The following is a 17,580-nucleotide window of genomic DNA, read 5'->3' on the forward strand; positions in this document are numbered from 1 at the left end:
GAATCGGTATGAATCAGAAATCTTATTTACATTTTTTTCAATCAAAATAAAAATACCAAATAAATTAACGATACTTTTATAACACATTGAAAATAAAAAATAAATAACTCACAGAGAAAAACTTCCGGTTATCAACCTATAGATTAAAATGTCGTGAACATCCAAGCAATTTTTCTTTGCAAAATTGCTTGGAGTATAGAAAATTATTTTATACATACGTTTATTTTTATAAATTTTTTAAAAATAAATGTATATTTTTAAACTATAAAATAGAAACATTTTAAAATTAATTTTTTAATACAGTTAAATTAATATCCAGTGATTTACTATTAATATCATATCGAATCCAATGATACTCTTCCAACAACTCCACAAGACTTCTTAATCGAGAAGAACATTCGCGTACAAATCGCGGACCATAACGCTGTAGGTCCCTGATGGTTCTGTATTTGGGTTTTTGAGCCATCCAATTCAATAGTTGCTGTGCCTCTGAATAAATGCGTTCGGCATTATTACAGCCGATTAAATTTCTCCAGGTATCAAGAGAATGTTCAGCAATTTGAAAAGCAGAAACCATGGTGGTTTCACTGACTGACTGTTCACCATTCATGACCGCCAAGACAGTAGCGATTCGTCTCGCATGTTGAGCTACTCGCGCTTGGAATGGCCTAAGCTGTGCAGGAAAAGCCAAATCATCTGTCCTCAGGTCTTTCTCAAACTCGTTGTAAAGATTGACGAATTGATATTGAGCGGCATCAGAAACCTCAATATTTCTTGTAATCAACCCAGCCCCACCATTGATTGACACCGGGGTTTCAAGCAACATCTGAATTCGCGACTCGTAATCTTGAAGACTCTTGGACAGTTTTCGCTGGCCACAAAACTGTTCGTACTGCAAAAATCGGCCACCTGCTCGTGAAGGTGGGTTGGTAATTAAAAAACGCGGCAGGAATCCTTGAGCCTGCAGGTAAGGGTCAGCAAGCGTGTCTTTCATGGAGATTGGCTGGGCCATAAGGTTAATTGTCAACCGTCGGTTGAAAATCTTCCCGCTACCTTTCTCGTCGGTTAGACGATAACGTGAGACCTCACCGCTGTTCCACAGAGTCACGTAACCACTGACCGCAGATTGTCGTGTCGCTGCAGTCATTGAGTAGTTACCAAAAAACGTACCCGCCTCGTCACTAAAAATCCCGACGGCTGGATAGTTACCTTTTATAAGGCGCGAACTGAAATCTGCATATGTAACATCGGTGAATAAGACAATTGATGAACTTGGCCAATTTCCACTTTGAGCCTCTTGCAATTTTTCATCAGCGGGACGGACAAATGGATAACCGCCGCTGCGTACGCAATTCTCCTCCCAGCGGCGAATTGCTCTGCAAGCCATCCCGTCTACAGCACTTTTCCTATCACCCGACTCAGCAATAGACAATACAAACAAGGAACATGGTTCAGGGGGCAATGGCCCCATCTGTCCGCAGTTGTACAAACGCTGCACGGCAAAAGCACTGGCTGACAACACAGCGTTCGCGGCGAGACCCACGGGCGCCTGACAAATCTCAGCAATTTCAGCCACGACCGGGGACAGAAACTCACCACAAGCTTCCACTGGAAATTCAATTTGGGTGTCTAGTAATGCATCAAGCGGACGGGGATTCTCCCAAGAGAATCCGCTTTTAGCCGATTCAACATGCTGTGCTAACAAACGACTTTCGTGGCCATAGCGTGTGTTGAGTGATTTACTTTTGCCAAGGGTTAAAGCCGAAACGTTAGATTGGCGAAGGTGAAAGTCTAGAATTGAGCCAGCCTGGGAATCGTCCACGTTTGTTGAAGCTCCCGTGTCAGATGAATAATCGTTACGCAGTTCTTCAGCCGAATCACCAGAACGATAGAAAGGTGCTTTTGGAATTCTGTTGGATGTCATCGTATTTCCTAAATGTAGTTATGTTGGAAATACGTATAAGAGATGCAATCTCAACTTTCTGAATACACCTGGTACCCCCTGTAAACGGGCTTCCTATACCGCAAGTGAGCAAATAAGTGACTCACAAATAAGGAGGCTATATGAAATCAGAACGGTACAGAGCAGTGCGGTTTTTCAAGCAACTGCGAACCAAAGGCAAGCAGCTGGGCATTGTCGAACATTATTTAAAGCTGACCCAGTACGGTCACCGCTTAATTCATGAGAAGAATTCTAGGCCATTCGACCCCGAGAACGAACTTGAACTGATTGCTTGTTTAACTTACGAAATCTTGAGCCAAAGCTCAGAATCAACGGAAGATAAACTCGACATGATTGTGAGCTTGATACTCTGTGGTTCCGTGCGCACAGCAATCCTGCGGGAGTACCTCGAAACGAAAGAAGGCAGCACATAGCACGGCCAAAGTATCGAGAATAAAGATGAATCCACTGAACAATGATTGATTTAAAATCCGCCGCAGCATGGGCGGATTTTTCTTGTACAGGGGCCTTATTAGGCAGGTGCCCAAGTCCTTTCAAGGGACGGTTGAGCGAGAGAAATGATAGAAAATACTACCTAGCCTTTTTGTCTACTTTTTTGCTTAGGTTTCCAAAATGAGTTTCGTCAGACATTGATATCGCCGCTTCTACAGCCTCTAAATTAAAAGGAGTTTGGGCATCACGAAGCCTTTTTGATGCGGCTATTCTTGCCCTGTCTGCGAATTCTTCGTCGGTTTCTGGCTGTTTTTTGATTTGCTTACTCACAATCAACACCCCATCTTTAAATTTCAGGTCTCCTGACCATCAAGCACTAAACAATACTCTTTTGATTCGAGGCACTCATAAATGAGCTAGTGGCTTGCGGGGACTTTTCTCATAACGAATCTCTCGTCCAGCGACTACAATCTTTCTATTTATTCTGCGGCCTTTGACTCTTACGGCGCCCCCTGGCGGGATTTGCGTGGTGAGTCCGGAGTTGTATTCAACCAAGCCATTACTTGGCAGAACATCAACCTTGAGTTTCTCAAAAAGCTCCTTTGCAACCACTTCGAGCGAGGCAGCTGGTGTCAACTCCCCAGTGAACTTGTTGAGTCTAGTTTTCACAAAAGCCCCATGGCTGACTCGCTGAATGAATCCCCGCGCAATCAACTTATTAAGCACACGGGTAATTTGAGAATCGCTCACACCCATGTCAGTAAAATCTGAACGCAGCACAACAAACCCTTTGCGAAGCGCAATCGACCGAACCATTCTATCTTCCAACTTCATCAGGTGACCTTTTAGACCAATACCTGTTCACTCTATCCTTCTAATATCCGATTTTATAATAATTACAATAAGTTGCATATACACAATATGTGCATAAAGGTGCATGATTAATGCACGCTCAGAATCCCCAAAAGCGGCCGTTACCGGGAGTGGAAAGGAGACACAGTGACGGTTAAAGCTGAACCCAGCGAAAGAGCGCATCCGTCAAAATAGAAGGTAGGCCTTAGAACACCAGGGAACAACTTGACAGAAATACTGCGCTACCTGGCGAATGCAGGGCGTTTCTGGAACGTCCATCCAAACCAAGTGCGAGAGTTAGAAATCAACTTTGGGCAATCTGCGCTGTGACACTTTTGACTCAACGCAAATTGCTTTGTGAGAAGAAGAACGAGGGCAGCCCTAGGCAGCATAGGTGCGCTCGAGATTGAAAACTGCACCCCCCATATGACCATCTAGAAAATTCTTCACATCCTGCACTGCGAGATTCACATATACGAGCGCCATATTCAGAGTCTTGTGCCCTAGCATAAGCCTTAATTGATGAGCACTCATATTTGCCCTCGCGCATAAGGTCGCGCCAATATGCCGTAGGTCGTGGAATCGAAGGGCTGTCAGACCAACCTTTTCACGTAAAGACTCAAATGCGTTGTCTAGCATTTCAGCAGTTAAACCTTCGAACACAAGATTGGAGTCTGGATTCTGAGCATGAACTGAACGTAGGACACCAACCGCATGACGAGTCAATGGAATAGTTGTCGTCTCGCCTCCAGCTCGAGCGGACTTCTTTATGCGGACAGTACAGCATGAATTCGCAAAGTCAATATCGCTCCATCTCAAAGACACAAGCTGGCCTTTGCGGACCAAAGTCTCCAGCGCTAACTCAATAACTGGGGCTATGTGGGAGTTGCTGTGCTCTTTGGCCTTCACAACCAGGTCGGCGACTTGTTCAATCTCGTACTTCGGAATCACGACCTTAGACTTCCCTAATGTGAAGCCCGCGGTTGGGTTTTTAAACGCAGTCCAACCCCAGTTGGCAATCGCTTCGTTAAACGCTGCTCGAATAAGTGCAATCTCTTTTTGAATAGTGCTTGGGCTGTTGCCACAAAGAGCCATAGTACTTTGCAACTGTGCAAAATCGTCCCGAGTCAACTCGCTGCAGAGTTTCGAAGCGAGTTCAGCGCGCAATTCCCAGACTGGTTCAATCGACTCACGCGCTTTTTTCAGGTATTCAGCCATTTTCTCGCTGACTTCCTCTTGCTCTTCGATACGAACGACTTCTCCAATTTTTACAGCCTTGATGCGCTTCAGCCCGGCTGCTTCGAGATAACAGCTCACGCGATTTAATTCTTGAACATAACCCGCGTTTGCAAGGATGTTGCTGTGTGCATATTCAATCAAGAACTCGGCCAGCGTGCACATCTCGGGCCCGCCCAGGCGACCTTTTGACAATGTGGCCAACGCATGCAGGCGTTCATGAATCCAGAGCTGAGCTTCGCGACGAGTTGAAAAATCTTTGGTCTCACGCTTTTTTGTGGTTGGATTTGTAACTTGTGCGCGGTAGCCGTTACGAAATTTGAAAGGCTGGGGTTGGGCTGTCTTGGTCATCACACGTTCCTTTTTAAGTTGAAACATGTGTAGAGATGGCAAGGTAAACAAAACAAAAAACTCAAACTCTCTTTCAGTTATCGCAAGTGATAAATTAACAAAACCCAGCCAAATCAAATTAATAGTGTCGCCAGCAAACACCTGTTGAATAATTACATTTTCCCAATAAAATCAATCACCTTAATTTGTCGCACTTGTCGCCAAGTTCAAAATTTAGTTGAGATTGATGCAAACAGAAATCGCCCGAAGTTCAATCAATTATCACTCGTGATAAGTTTGCTAAACAGCGTCAACTGTCACAGCCTTGTTTGCCAGTCCCCAGGATTGGATTGGGGCTGGCAAACGGCAACCCTGGCCAAACCCATCACTGAGCCATTAAGCAAATTTCTCATCCAAAGCGCACATGCCGTGAAACCGCGAATTGCTTGGGTTCGGACCCTTTAGCAAACGCAGCCAAATAAGCCACTTTGATGGGCATCTCTGGTTGGTCCTGGGTGCTCTTTAAAGCCATATTTCTTAGTCCACCCACAACTGAAAATCCTTGCTCTGAAAGTTCTGTCAACATGTTGGACAACTCTTCATAAAAAGTCAGCTTATCAGTCGCGGAATATAGCTCATGGCAATCGGCATAGTCAGTAAGATAGTCTGTAAGCTGAGCAAAAGAGGCTGCCGCCTGCGCACTGAGCTCTGCGGCTTCGGTCATTTGTAGCCCCATCGCGCCCTCCACTAACCGACCCAGCTGACGACCGTCACACAACGTTTCAACTTTCAGTGTGATGTTCTCTTGTTCAAACTTTCTTTTCTGCTCTTCCGCTTGGGCCTGGGTCGGAATGGCAAACGGTTTGTTCAACGCATCGATGTCTTCAAAATCAAACGCAACAGCCAAAGCTCGCCGCGTGACAGAACTGGCACCTTTTCCGTTCTCAACGCGCTGAACGGTTCTCACATGTATTTTGGCAATGTCTGCAAGCTGCTCTTGAGACCACTGCCTTATTTCTCTCAACAGTTTGATTAACCGTCCGATTTCAGCATCAGTCAAAAGACGTGGCTCTGCATGGTGTGTGGTGTTAGACATTTTCCCGGATTCCTTTTTTAAATTCAGACATCCTTAGTATCTTGATTGTGAGCATTTGAGACCACGACAGCAACACGACAGCAACACGACAGCAACACGACAGCAACACGACAGCAATCTGACACCAGAAAATCACCTCCATGGACCACATGGAAACTGAAGGCTCCAAGAACATGCTTTCTTGCCACGCCCATGACGAACAAATGACCAAGTAGTACTTCAACAAAAAAGCTGGGACTGCAAAAACGCTGTGGCGCGCCCCTTCTCGTTTCTGATTTGGTACAAGTTCCTGGTGGCCATCACCACCAAAGCGATTGGTGGTGGACCAAGGGCGCCAAGTACAACCCCAAACCTCTGTTTGCTTTTGAGTTTTAAATTGTCTGTTCGAATTAACAATAAAGTGAGCTAATGGTGACGCCTACCGCCTTTTGGCAACCCTACCAAAGGGCAGAACTTTAGGCCCTGAATTCGTACCCTGCCCTAAAACACGTGTGCTCGGCCCGCGGGGCGCGGCTTGGTCTAATTTTTGAAGCAAATCCACCGCAGCAAGATTCACATACACTTCAGCCATCCTTGTAGACTTATGACCAAGAATGACCTTCAGCTCATGAGCATTCAGTCCAAGTTTCGCGTAATCCGTCGCACCCACATGGCGAAGGTCTTTGAACTGCAAGGTGGGCACACCGGCTTTTTCTCGCACACCCTCCCAAGCCATTTGAACCGCGTTGTACGTCATCGGAAACACGCGGTCGTCCTCTCGGTCTCGACCTGGGCGTTCATATAAATCAGTCAAGACTTGGACGGCATGAATCGATAACGGGATGGCCACTGGCCCTGTCTTGCTCTCAGTCACTACAACGCGATTTTCTAAATCAGTTTGTGACCACCGCATACTTAATAGACTGCCCACCCTCAGGGTGGTCTCTAGCGCAATTTGCGCCATGGGCCATATGTAAGGGCTCCTACACTCTTGAAGAGCCTTAAAAACAGCTTGGCGCTGGGCGTCAGTGAGCTTCACAAAACGAATCTCTGATTTACCCAGTTTCAATCCCAGAGTTGGATTTTCAAAACCTCGCCAGCCCCACTCCGTGCGTGCAACGTTGAACATGTGGCGAATCAAGGCAATTTCTTTTTGTATGGTGCTCTCTGATAGACCCGATGCCCGCATCGCCGTCATGAGTTCGCGAAAGCGAACGCCATTCAATTGACTGCACCGCAGCACTGCCAATTTTTTGATGACCTGGGTAACCAAGTTACCTTGAGCCTGACGGCGCTTTAGATGCGCTGTAAAGCCTTTGGGCACAGTTGGTTCATACGCTTGCAAGGCCCAGGAATTCTCTCCATTCAGTACTAGCTTAAAGATTGGCGAACCATCCGCTTTTAAATAATGGTTGATTCGATTCAGCTCTGCCCTTGCGCCTTTCTTGGCCACTGTCATCAGCTGCGCATAATGCCCAAGCGCTTGCGCTAGGGTGGCCATGGTGGGGCCGCCCAACTCAGGCGCGTTCATGTCTGAAGCAATGGCGCGCTGTTCTGCAAGAAACAAGAGCGCGTCATCGTACGACTCGAAATCTTTCGTGGGACGCGTGCCGTTGGGCAGCGTCAAAGTGGCACGCCAGCGGCCTCGGTATCGAAATGGTTTTGTGGATTTAGACATCTTGCATTGAACTCCAGTCGAATTGAAAAACTGGAAATGCAAAAAATGATTGATGTGTTTTTTTGAGTCAGTGATATCGACTGAACTTCATACCATCCAAGTTGCGATGGCAGACTTTTCAACCCAGCACCATCACCGCAGTGAAGCGCACGCATGCGCAACACTTGGTTGTTGATAGCGCTATCAATCGCTATCATTTGCGCTATCAAATGACCAAAACACCAAAACAAAAGGGCTTGCATCGCTGCAAGCCCTTGTTTTATTTGGCTCCCCGACCTGGACTCGAACCAGGGACCTGCGGATTAACAGTCCGTCGCTCTACCGACTGAGCTATCGGGGAAAGAGCCGAGATTATAGCAGCGAAATTTTTTTGCGCAACCCTAAATAAACACTTAGTGGCCATTTAAGGCAAATCAATGACAAAAACCTTCCCGCTTGCCTAATCCTTAGTCAATCTGACCCTTTCTGACCCTTAACCCAATGCTTTCGCAATGCGATCGCAGGCTTTTTCCAGGTTGCTCATGCTGGTTGCAAATGAAATACGGAAGTAACCTTCCGCACCAAAAGCAGAACCAGGCACCACCGCCACACCGGCTTCCAGCAGGTAAGCCGTCAACTCCAGGTCGTTTGCAGCCTTGATCTTGCCTTCAGCAGCCAACTTTTCGATCGCCTTGCGCGCATCCACAAACGCGTAGAAAGCACCTTCCGCTTTCAAACACTGAATGGTGGGAACAGCGTTCAAAGCCTTGGTCACAAACTCGTTGCGCTCACGGAATGCAGCCACCATAGGCTTCAAACAATCCTGGTCGCCATTCAAGGCAGCTTCCGCAGCCACTTGTGAAATTGAAGTGGGGTTGGAAGTGGACTGGCTTTGCAGGTTGGTCATCACATCAATCAGCTTGGCTGGGCCTGCGGCAAAACCAATGCGCCAACCGGTCATGCTGTAAGCCTTGGAAACGCCATTCAACACGATGGTGCGGTCTTTCAGGGCTGGGCAGGCGTTCACAATATTCACAAACGGTGTACCAGTCAGGTTGATGTGCTCGTACATGTCATCGGTGGCCACCAAAATATTGGGGTGCTTCAACAGCACTTCGCCCAATGCAGCCAGTTCTTCTTTGGTGTAAACAGCGCCTGTAGGGTTGCTCGGGCTGTTGATCATGAACATCTTTGTTTTGGGGGTAATAGCAGCTTCCAGTTGGGCAGCTGTCATTTTGAAGCCCTGCTCAATGCCGGCAAACACCAGTTTGGGCACGCCACCGGCAATCTCAACGATGTCTGCGTAGCTCACCCAGTAAGGGGCAGGAATTACTACCTCGTCACCATCGTTGATGGTGGCCAGAATCATGTTGAAAATACATTGCTTGCCGCCCACGCCCACCACCACTTCATTGGGCTTGTATTCAAGGCCATTGTCGCGCTTCAGTTTGGCGATCACCGCGTTTTTCAAACCAACTGTGCCGCCCACTGCGGTGTACTTGGTAAAACCGGCGTCAATCGCTTTCTTGGCAGCTTCCTTGATGTGGTCAGGGGTATCGAAGTCGGGTTCACCTGCGCCCAAGCCGATAATGTCTTTACCCTCGGCTTTCAGTTGGGCCGCCTTGGCTGTCACGGCAAGTGTAGGGGAAGGTTTGATCGTAAGTGCGCGATTTGAAAGCATGATTCCGTTGTCTGGGAGTGGAAAAAGAAAAAGTCAAGTCTGGAAATAAAACTAGTTTCCGACGATAATGCAGGATTGGCTTATCACAAAATGCTGCGAAATTTCTGCAGCCATCAGCCCAATGATGCAACTCCGTAATTCTACGGGATTGGCCAGAAGGTTCAACCCGTTGGGTTAATCATTGGCTAAAACCTGTGTGCTTTGTGGTTGCCTCGCATCAAGACTTGCAGTTTAACATGGCCCCTGGATTTATCAGTTACCCCAACAGTCCGTTCGAGCTTTACCAGCCCTATTCCCCGGCTGGCGACCAACCGACTGCGATCGAAAAACTGGTTGAGGGCGTTAACGACGGTGAGGTATTCCAAACCCTGCTGGGTGTAACGGGTTCAGGCAAAACCTTCACCATGGCCAATGTAATAGCCCAAACTGGACGCCCTGCCCTGGTGCTGGCCCCCAACAAAACACTGGCTGCCCAGTTGTATGCCGAAATGCGCGAATTCTTCCCCAAAAACGCGGTGGAATACTTCGTCAGCTATTACGACTACTACCAGCCCGAGGCGTACGTACCCAGCCGCGACCTGTTCATCGAGAAAGACAGCTCGATCAACGAGCACATTGAACAAATGCGGCTTTCAGCCACAAAAAGCCTGCTGGAACGCCGCGATACCATTATTGTTGGCACTGTAAGCTGCATTTACGGCATTGGTGATCCATCCGATTACCACGCCATGATTCTGAGCATTCGCCATGGTGACAAGCTCAGCCAGCGCGATATTCTGAAGCGCTTGATTGCCATGCAGTACAAGCGCAACGACCTGGATTTCACACGAGGCACCTTCCGGGTTCGAGGCGACACGATCGACGTATACCCAGCCGAACATTCTGAACTGGCGGTTCGAATTGACCTGTTTGATGATGAAATTGACGGTATTCAGCTGTTTGACCCGCTCACCGGTAAAATTCGCCAAAAGCTGCCCCGTTTCACGATTTACCCAAGCAGCCACTATGTGACGCCCCGCGCCACGGTGCTGCGTGCAATTGAAACCATCAAGGACGAATTGCGCGAACAGCTTGATTTCTTTGTGAAAACCGGAAAACTGGTCGAGGCCCAACGCCTTGAACAGCGCACCCGTTTCGACCTGGAAATGCTGGCCGAACTTGGTTTTTGCAAAGGCATCGAGAACTACAGCCGCCACATGTCAGGCGCAGCACCAGGTGAGCCGCCCCCCACGCTAATCGATTACCTGCCCAAAGACGGCTTGATGATCATTGACGAAAGCCACGTCACCATTGGCCAACTGGGCGGAATGTACCGTGGAGACAGGTCTCGCAAGGAAACTTTGGTTAACTTCGGCTTTCGTCTACCATCTGCCATGGACAACCGCCCCTTGCGTTTCGAAGAATTCGAGTCCAAAATGCGGCAAACAGTGTTTGTTTCAGCCACGCCCTCGAATTACGAGAAAGAGCATTCTGGCCAAGTGGTTGAACAAGTGGTGCGCCCCACAGGGCTGATTGATCCTGTGATTGAGGTGCGCCCTGCCACCACCCAGGTCGATGACCTGCTCAGCGAGATTCACGAACGAACTCGAGCTGGCGATCGAGTATTGGTCACAACGTTGACCAAGCGCATGGCCGAAGACCTCACTGATTACCTCAGCGACAATGGCGTGCGCGTGCGCTATTTGCACTCTGACATCGACACCGTAGAGCGCGTTGAAATTATCCGTGACCTGCGTTTGGGTGAATTTGATGTGCTGGTCGGAATTAATTTGTTGCGCGAGGGCTTGGATATTCCGGAAGTGTCCCTAGTTGCAATACTGGATGCCGACAAAGAAGGCTTTTTGCGCAGTGAACGCAGTTTGATTCAAACCATTGGCCGCGCCGCCCGCAACTTGAACGGCAAAGCCATTTTGTATGCAGACCGGGTTACCAATTCCATGGAATTGGCGATTGGCGAAACCACCCGCCGCAGAAACAAGCAAATTGAGTTCAACACGGCCAATGGTATTACCCCACGGGGCGTGAACAAGCAGATCAAGGAACTTATTGACGGCGTGTTTGATCCAAATGCTTCAAGGCAACGCAAGGCCGACAAGGCCATGGAAGTTGCACCGCTGGGTGAAAAGCAGTTGGCAAAAGAAATTAAACGGCTTGAGAAACTCATGCTGGACCACGCGAAGAACCTGGAGTTTGAAAAAGCAGCCCAGGCCCGCGACCAGTTGGGTTTGTTGAAAGAACAGTTGTTTGGCAGCAAGGGCGATTCGAATGTGACATCGCTGGATGCCAAGCGCAGCGCCTGACAAGGTGATGCAGCGCGTCGTACAGGTTTTAAGAGTTTTACTTTAATGGGTTCAGGACAATAGGAAGCCAATATGAAAAGCAAAGTTTTGTTTGTGTGCATGGGAAACATCTGCCGCTCACCAACAGCGGAAGGCGTTTTCAGGCAGATGGTAAGCGAAGCGGGTCTTGACCATGAAATTTCTGTTGAGTCAGCCGGCACGCATGCCTACCATTTGGACAAAACGCCCGATCCCCGCGCGGTTGCTGCCGCTGCCAAGCGTGGTTACGACATTTCCGGCCTGATTTCACGCCAGGTCACAGCAGACGATTTCCGCGACAGCGACATGATTTTGGCCATGGACTGGGACAATATGAGCCTGCTGCAACAGCAGTGCCCACGCCAGTACGCGCACAAAATTCAGTTGATGATGCGCTACGCCACTGAACACGACGAAGCCACCGTGCCCGACCCCTATTATGGCGGCCCCGATGGTTTCGACACCGTACTGAACTACATTGAAGACAGCTGCACGGGCTTGTTGGAGGTGTTGCGCAAGCGCGTGTTTCAGTTCGCTGCCGCATAAAACGGCACAAACCGCCATTGGCGGGCGCTGAAATCAAAAACCGCTGGCCTTGGCTGGCGGTTTTTGTTTGTCGATTCCCCGCGTCAAATCAAGGTTTCCCCTAGCCTTTCAAACCGCTTGAATACTTGAGTAAAACAGTCAACTTTGCTATACTTGACCAAAATAGTAGGAATTAAAAAGGGTTGCCATGCGATTGACCACGAAAGGCAGATTTGCCGTCACAGCCATGATTGATCTTGCCTTGCAGCAAGACACGGGGCCGGTTTCGCTCGCCGGCATCAGCCAGCGCCAGAACATTTCACTGTCGTACCTGGAGCAGTTGTTCTCCAAGTTGCGCCGCCACGAGCTGGTCGAAAGCGTTCGAGGTCCCGGTGGCGGTTATCATATTGCCCGCGCCCTGAAGGAAGTCAGCGTCGCCGACGTTATTTTGGCAGTGGACGAACCTCTGGACGCCACGCAATGCGGCGGCAAGGAAAACTGCACCGACGAAGGCCAGTGCATGACGCACGACCTGTGGAGCAGCCTGAATACCAAAATGCTTGAATACCTGGGCTCGGTGACCTTGCAATGCCTGGTTGAAAAGCACAAACAGAAAGACGCGGAACGAACCATTCAGTTTCGTGAAAGGCCAGCAGCATCTAATGCGGCAGCCGCACAGCACACACATTAAACAGCAGTTGATTGGAGCACACACACTATGAAGATGCCGATTTACCTCGATTACAGCGCCACCACACCTGTGGATCCGCGTGTAGCCGACGCCATGATCCCTTTCCTGCGTGAAAGCTTTGGCAACCCGGCATCTCGCAGCCATGCCTATGGCTGGACCGCCGAGGAAGCAGTTGAAAAAGCCCGTGAAGATGTTGCCGCTTTGGTGAATGCCGACCCACGTGAAATCGTGTGGACCTCTGGCGCAACCGAATCGAACAACCTGGCCATCAAAGGTGCGGCGCTGTTTTACGGCGAAACCAAAGGCAAGCACATTATTACTGTAAAAACTGAACACAAGGCCGTGCTGGACACCTTCCGCGACCTGGAACGCCATGGCTTTGAAGCCACCTACATGGACGTTCAGGAAAATGGATTGTTGGACATGGACGCTTTGAAAGCCGCCATTCGCCCCGATACAGTATTGATTTCAGTGATGTTCGTGAACAACGAAATTGGCGTGATTCAAGACATTCCAGCCATTGGCGAACTGTGCCGCGAGAAAGGCATCATTTTCCACGTGGATGCCGCACAAGCCACAGGCAAAGTTGAAATTGACCTGCAAAAGCTGAAAGTCGATTTGATGAGCTTCTGCGCCCACAAAACATACGGTCCCAAAGGCATTGGTGCATTGTATGTGCGTCGCAAGCCCCGCATTCGAATCGACGCACAAATTCACGGTGGCGGCCACGAGCGCGGCATGCGCTCCGGCACCTTGGCCACCCATCAAATTGTGGGCATGGGGGAAGCTTTCCGAATTGCCAAAGAAGAAATGGCCAGCGAACTGCCCCGCATGAAAGCACTGCGTGACCGCTTGCTGAACGGCCTGAAAGTGATTGACGAAATTTATGTGAATGGCGACCTGGAAAAACGTATTCCACACAACCTGAACGTGAGCTTCAATTTTGTGGAAGGCGAATCGCTGATCATGGCCGTGAAAGACATTGCTGTGTCCTCCGGTTCAGCCTGTACATCGGCATCGCTGGAGCCTTCTTATGTGTTGCGCGCCTTGGGTCGCAGCGACGAATTGGCGCACAGCTCCATTCGTTTCTCGATTGGCCGTTTCACCACCGAAGCGGATGTTGATTTCACCATCGAACTGATGAAAACCAAAGTGGCGAAGTTGCGCGAATTGTCGCCCCTGTGGGAAATGCACCTGGACGGCGTCGATTTGAGCACCGTTCAATGGGCAGAGCACTGAAATATTTAAAGATTGAGGAGAAGTACCATGGCATACAGCGAAAAAGTTTTGGACCACTATGAAAACCCCCGCAACGTAGGTTCGTTCGAAAAGGGCGACGACGAAGTGGGCACAGGCATGGTGGGTGCACCTGCTTGCGGCGACGTAATGAAGCTGCAAATCAAGGTGGGTGAAGATGGCGTAATTACCGATGCAAAGTTTAAAACTTATGGCTGTGGCTCAGCCATTGCATCGTCTTCATTGGTAACCGAGTGGGTCAAGGGCAAAACTCTGGATCAGGCTTTGGAAATCAAGAACACCGCCATCGCCGAAGAACTGGCATTGCCGCCTGTAAAAATTCACTGCTCCATTTTGGCTGAAGACGCCATCAAGGCCGCAGTTGAAGATTACAAAAAGAAGCATGCTTGATCGTTGAAAAGTTGTTGAAAAGGAATTGAACACCATGGCGATTACATTGACTGAGCGCGCCGCCGACCACATCAGCAAGTTCCTGACCAAACGCGGAAAGGGAATTGGCTTGCGTATTGGTGTGCGCACCACCGGCTGTTCCGGCATGGCTTACAAACTTGAGTTTGTCGATGTTGTAGCCATTGAGGACAATGTGTTCGAGGCCCATGGTGTAAAACTGTTTGTGGACCCGAAAAGCATGCCCTACCTTGAGGGCATTGAACTGGACTTCGCACGCGAAGGTCTGAATGAGGGTTTCAAATTCAACAACCCCAACGAAAAGGCGCGCTGCGGCTGTGGTGAAAGCTTCACAGTGTAATGGCTAATTCGGCAAATAAGTCAGCAATCAAGCTTAGCGACAACGACTTTGAAATTTTTGGGTTGCCCTGCCAGTTTGATCTGGACAGCGCAGCCCTTTCTGCTTCGTACCTGCGCCTGCAAAGTCAAACTCACCCCGACCGTTTTGCAAATTCCAGCGCTCAAGAAAAACGGCTGGCGGTGCAATGGGCCACACGGGTTAACGAAGCATACAAGCGCTTGCAGAACCCCATGGAACGCGCCATTTACTGGTGTGAGCTAAACGGTGAAAACCCGCGTGGGCAGCAAAGCAACTTGCCACCCGCCCTGCTGATGCAGCAAATGGAGTGGCGTGAAGCACTGGAAGAAATTGACAGCGTTGAGGCACTCGAAAACTTGCTGGATGAAGTGGCTGCAGAAAAGAAACGTTGTCTTGCACTGATTGCGCAGCAAATTGACAGCGAGAAGAATGCGCAGGCGGCCAACGCCACCGCGCAGGCCTTGCTGTTTATCGACAAATTCATGATTGAGTTGACCAAGAAATTGGAGCAACTGGAGGACGCCAGCTAATGGCTTTGTTACAAATTGCCGAACCCGGCATGTCGACTGCGCCCCACGAGCACAGGCTTGCTGCGGGCATCGACCTGGGCACCACGCACTCGCTGGTGGCCAGCGTGCGAAGCGGCAGTGCCGAATGTTTACCCGATTCTTCTGGCCGCGTTATTTTGCCCAGCGTGGTTCGCTACGGCGAAACCGGCGTAAAAAACATGGGCGAAGATGCTTTGGCCTGCGCCGACACCGACCCGTTCAACACGGTGTTCTCCGTCAAACGCCTGATGGGTCGCGGCTTCAAGGACGTAGAAGGCTTGAACCTGCCCTACCGTGTCAAAGATTCAGGCGGCATGGTTGAAATTGAAACTGATTACGGCACCAAGAGCCCGGTTGAAGTGTCTGCCGATATTCTGCGCAACTTGCGCAAACGTGCAGAGGCCACCTTGGGTGGTGAGCTGGTGGGCGCTGTGATAACTGTGCCCGCTTACTTTGACGACGCCCAACGCCAGGCCACCAAAGACGCTGCTCAACTGGCCGGCTTGAACGTACTGCGACTAATCAACGAACCCACCGCCGCCGCTGTGGCTTATGGCCTTGATCAAAAAGCGCAAGGGCAATTTGTGGTGTTCGATTTGGGTGGCGGCACATTTGATGTATCCATTTTGCGATTGCAAGGTGGTGTATTTGAGGTGCTGGCCACGGGTGGCGATTCTGCCTTGGGTGGCGATGATTTCGATCGCGCAATGGCTGATCACTTTATTGCCACGCACGGGTTTCAGGAACTGAACCCACAACAACGTTCGCGCCTTGTGATGGCTTGCCGCCGAGTGAAGGAACAAATTTCGCATGAGCACACTGCCTTTCTCAGTGTTGAATTCAAAAGCGGCGAAACCATCGCTGAAACAGTGACCGCCGAGCAATTCGAGACCATTGTTGAACCGCTGGTGAAACGCACCATTCAGGCCGCACGCAAAACCCTTCGAGATGCTGGCTTAAGTACCGAGGAAATTGATGGTGTGGTCATGGTGGGCGGTTCTACCCGTATGCCAGTCATTCGCAAAGCAGTGAAAGCATTTTTTGGCAAAGACCCGCTGGTGAATTTGAACCCGGATGAGGTTGTGGCCATTGGTGCTGCCATTCAAGCAGACACCTTGGCGGGCAACCGCAGCGACGATGAGCTGCTGTTGCTTGACGTAATACCCTTAAGCCTTGGCCTTGAAACCATGGGTGGTTTAACCGAGCGCGTGATCAACCGCAACAGCACCATTCCTGTGGCGCGTGCGCAAGAATTCACCACCTTCAAAGACGGTCAAACTGCCATGGCCATTCACGTGGTTCAGGGCGAACGCGAGCTTGTGTCTGAAAATCGTTCACTTGCAAGGTTCGAATTGCGGGGTATTCCACCCATGGTGGCCGGTGCTGCGCGCATTCGCGTCACCTTCCAGGTGGATGCCGACGGCTTGCTGGCTGTGAATGCCATGGAAACCGGTTCAGGTGTTTCAGCCAACATCACCGTGAAACCTTCCTACGGGTTGGACGACGATCAAATCGCAGGCATGCTGAAAAACAGCTTTGAATTCGCCGAAGCCGACATGAATGCACGTCAGCTTCGCGAGCAACAAGTTGAGGCCATGCGCTTGGTGGAATCGGTTGAAGCTGCGATTGGCAAGGACAGTGAACTGCTTGACGCCAGCGAGCTTGAAACGATCAACGCCAGTGTGAATGCATTGCGTGAATTGGCGCAAACAGACGATTTACGCGCCATTGAAAAGGGCATTGAAGACTTGAGCCATCTGACAGAGGACTTTGCAGCGCGCCGCATGGACGCTGGTATACGCAAAGCATTGACAGGTAAAACCATTGACACTGTGAGCACCACCCTGGGTGGCGCTGCGAAATAAACGCAACACAACAGAACACGAGAGATTGAGAAATGCCGATTATTAAAATTTTGCCCCATGAAAGTTTGTGCCCGGAAGGCAAAACATTTGAAGTGCCGGTGGGCGCACAGCTTTGCGAAGCCATTCTGAAAAACGACATTGCACTGGAACATGCCTGCGAAATGAGCTGTGCCTGCACCACCTGCCATGTGGTGATCAAGGAGGGCTTCAACAGCCTGAACGAAAGCGATGATGACGAAGATGATTTGCTGGACATGGCCTGGGGCCTGACACCTCAAAGCCGTTTGTCTTGCCAGGTGAAAGTGGCTGACAAAAACCTGGTGGTTGAATTGCCGAAGTACACGATCAACCACGCACGTGAGAATCACTGATCAAGGAGGCAGC

General features: G+C 49.8%; 17 protein-coding genes and 1 tRNA gene. 10 read left to right on the forward strand and 8 right to left on the reverse strand.

The window, feature by feature from the left end:
* Positions 1-286 precede the first annotated feature (286 nt).
* On the reverse strand, positions 287-1,924 hold the full coding sequence (locus B4C79_RS13935; RefSeq protein WP_291751532.1) for a DUF3987 domain-containing protein: 1,638 nt from the start codon (positions 1,922-1,924) through the stop codon (positions 287-289).
* Between the two features lie 140 nt (positions 1,925-2,064).
* On the opposite strand from B4C79_RS13935, the gene B4C79_RS13940 reads away from it, so the two are divergent.
* The gene (locus tag B4C79_RS13940) at positions 2,065-2,376 is read left to right on the forward strand and encodes a hypothetical protein (RefSeq protein ID WP_291751531.1); all 312 of its coding nucleotides are present in this window, start codon (positions 2,065-2,067) and stop codon (positions 2,374-2,376) included.
* A 157-nt stretch (positions 2,377-2,533) separates the two neighbouring features.
* On the opposite strand, the gene B4C79_RS13945 is transcribed toward B4C79_RS13940, so the two are convergent.
* From B4C79_RS13945 to B4C79_RS13975, 7 genes are all read right to left on the reverse strand, one after another.
* Positions 2,534-2,725, reverse strand: coding sequence for a hypothetical protein (locus B4C79_RS13945; protein ID WP_291751529.1), 192 nt, complete (start codon positions 2,723-2,725; stop codon positions 2,534-2,536).
* Between the two features lie 75 nt (positions 2,726-2,800).
* On the reverse strand, positions 2,801-3,229 hold the full coding sequence (locus B4C79_RS13950; protein WP_291751527.1) for a DUF6088 family protein: 429 nt from the start codon (positions 3,227-3,229) through the stop codon (positions 2,801-2,803).
* A 399-nt stretch (positions 3,230-3,628) separates the two neighbouring features.
* Positions 3,629-4,975, reverse strand: a complete 1,347-nt coding sequence (locus B4C79_RS13955; protein ID WP_291751525.1) for a tyrosine-type recombinase/integrase — start codon at positions 4,973-4,975, stop codon at positions 3,629-3,631.
* A gap of 247 nt (positions 4,976-5,222) precedes the next feature.
* The gene (locus tag B4C79_RS13960; protein ID WP_291751522.1) at positions 5,223-5,909 is read right to left on the reverse strand and encodes a helix-turn-helix domain-containing protein; all 687 of its coding nucleotides are present in this window, start codon (positions 5,907-5,909) and stop codon (positions 5,223-5,225) included.
* Positions 5,910-6,327: 418 nt separating this feature from the next.
* Positions 6,328-7,566, reverse strand: a complete 1,239-nt coding sequence (locus tag B4C79_RS13965; protein ID WP_291762663.1) for a tyrosine-type recombinase/integrase — start codon at positions 7,564-7,566, stop codon at positions 6,328-6,330.
* A 264-nt stretch (positions 7,567-7,830) separates the two neighbouring features.
* Positions 7,831-7,906, reverse strand: a tRNA-Asn gene (locus B4C79_RS13970).
* 132 nt (positions 7,907-8,038) lie between these two features.
* Complete coding sequence (locus B4C79_RS13975) at positions 8,039-9,226, reverse strand: pyridoxal phosphate-dependent aminotransferase (RefSeq protein WP_291743344.1); 1,188 nt, start codon at positions 9,224-9,226, stop codon at positions 8,039-8,041.
* A 236-nt stretch (positions 9,227-9,462) separates the two neighbouring features.
* Between B4C79_RS13975 and uvrB the strand changes: the two genes are divergently transcribed.
* From uvrB to fdx, 9 genes are all read left to right on the forward strand, one after another.
* Positions 9,463-11,526 carry an excinuclease ABC subunit UvrB gene (uvrB, locus tag B4C79_RS13980; RefSeq protein ID WP_291743347.1) on the forward strand — a complete coding sequence of 688 codons (2,064 nt, stop codon included), beginning with the start codon at positions 9,463-9,465 and terminating at the stop codon, positions 11,524-11,526.
* Between the two features lie 72 nt (positions 11,527-11,598).
* Entirely contained in the window at positions 11,599-12,090 is a 492-nt protein-coding gene (locus B4C79_RS13985) for a low molecular weight protein-tyrosine-phosphatase (RefSeq protein WP_105028673.1), read from the forward strand.
* 187 nt (positions 12,091-12,277) lie between these two features.
* The gene (gene iscR / locus B4C79_RS13990) at positions 12,278-12,760 is read left to right on the forward strand and encodes a Fe-S cluster assembly transcriptional regulator IscR (RefSeq protein ID WP_171098392.1); all 483 of its coding nucleotides are present in this window, start codon (positions 12,278-12,280) and stop codon (positions 12,758-12,760) included.
* Between the two features lie 27 nt (positions 12,761-12,787).
* A complete protein-coding gene (locus B4C79_RS13995) occupies positions 12,788-13,999 on the forward strand; it encodes an IscS subfamily cysteine desulfurase (RefSeq protein WP_291743351.1) in 1,212 nt (403 codons plus the stop codon).
* A 27-nt stretch (positions 14,000-14,026) separates the two neighbouring features.
* Positions 14,027-14,407: a Fe-S cluster assembly scaffold IscU gene (gene iscU, locus B4C79_RS14000; RefSeq protein ID WP_008251917.1), complete on the forward strand. Its 381-nt coding sequence runs from the start codon at positions 14,027-14,029 to the stop codon at positions 14,405-14,407.
* Between the two features lie 34 nt (positions 14,408-14,441).
* On the forward strand, positions 14,442-14,765 hold the full coding sequence (gene iscA / locus B4C79_RS14005) for an iron-sulfur cluster assembly protein IscA (RefSeq protein WP_291743354.1): 324 nt from the start codon (positions 14,442-14,444) through the stop codon (positions 14,763-14,765).
* Complete coding sequence (gene hscB, locus B4C79_RS14010; protein ID WP_291743357.1) at positions 14,765-15,313, forward strand: Fe-S protein assembly co-chaperone HscB; 549 nt, start codon at positions 14,765-14,767, stop codon at positions 15,311-15,313. The genes iscA and hscB overlap by 1 nt, the downstream gene beginning before the upstream one ends.
* Positions 15,313-17,196: a Fe-S protein assembly chaperone HscA gene (hscA, locus tag B4C79_RS14015; protein ID WP_291751513.1), complete on the forward strand. Its 1,884-nt coding sequence runs from the start codon at positions 15,313-15,315 to the stop codon at positions 17,194-17,196. The genes hscB and hscA overlap by 1 nt, the downstream gene beginning before the upstream one ends.
* Positions 17,197-17,228: 32 nt before the next feature.
* On the forward strand, positions 17,229-17,567 hold the full coding sequence (gene fdx / locus B4C79_RS14020) for an ISC system 2Fe-2S type ferredoxin (protein ID WP_291742918.1): 339 nt from the start codon (positions 17,229-17,231) through the stop codon (positions 17,565-17,567).
* Positions 17,568-17,580: the final 13 nt, after the last annotated feature.

The organism is Limnobacter sp. UBA7229 (genome assembly GCF_002473065.1).
Taxonomy (GTDB): Bacteria; Pseudomonadota; Gammaproteobacteria; order Burkholderiales; family Burkholderiaceae_B; genus Limnobacter; species Limnobacter profundi.

Coding starts and splice junctions, on each gene's coding strand:
- B4C79_RS13935 (WP_291751532.1), bottom strand. CDS start 1,924: ATGACATCCAACAGAATTCCAAAAGCACCTTTCTATCGTTCTGGTGAT.
- B4C79_RS13940 (WP_291751531.1), top strand. CDS start 2,065: ATGAAATCAGAACGGTACAGAGCAGTGCGGTTTTTCAAGCAACTGCGA.
- B4C79_RS13950 (WP_291751527.1), bottom strand. CDS start 3,229: ATGAAGTTGGAAGATAGAATGGTTCGGTCGATTGCGCTTCGCAAAGGG.
- B4C79_RS13960 (WP_291751522.1), bottom strand. CDS start 5,909: ATGTCTAACACCACACACCATGCAGAGCCACGTCTTTTGACTGATGCT.
- B4C79_RS13965 (WP_291762663.1), bottom strand. CDS start 7,566: ATGTCTAAATCCACAAAACCATTTCGATACCGAGGCCGCTGGCGTGCC.
- B4C79_RS13975 (WP_291743344.1), bottom strand. CDS start 9,226: ATGCTTTCAAATCGCGCACTTACGATCAAACCTTCCCCTACACTTGCC.
- uvrB (WP_291743347.1), top strand. CDS start 9,463: ATGGCCCCTGGATTTATCAGTTACCCCAACAGTCCGTTCGAGCTTTAC.
- B4C79_RS13985 (WP_105028673.1), top strand. CDS start 11,599: ATGAAAAGCAAAGTTTTGTTTGTGTGCATGGGAAACATCTGCCGCTCA.
- iscR (WP_171098392.1), top strand. CDS start 12,278: ATGCGATTGACCACGAAAGGCAGATTTGCCGTCACAGCCATGATTGAT.
- B4C79_RS13995 (WP_291743351.1), top strand. CDS start 12,788: ATGAAGATGCCGATTTACCTCGATTACAGCGCCACCACACCTGTGGAT.
- iscU (WP_008251917.1), top strand. CDS start 14,027: ATGGCATACAGCGAAAAAGTTTTGGACCACTATGAAAACCCCCGCAAC.
- iscA (WP_291743354.1), top strand. CDS start 14,442: ATGGCGATTACATTGACTGAGCGCGCCGCCGACCACATCAGCAAGTTC.
- hscB (WP_291743357.1), top strand. CDS start 14,765: ATGGCTAATTCGGCAAATAAGTCAGCAATCAAGCTTAGCGACAACGAC.
- hscA (WP_291751513.1), top strand. CDS start 15,313: ATGGCTTTGTTACAAATTGCCGAACCCGGCATGTCGACTGCGCCCCAC.
- fdx (WP_291742918.1), top strand. CDS start 17,229: ATGCCGATTATTAAAATTTTGCCCCATGAAAGTTTGTGCCCGGAAGGC.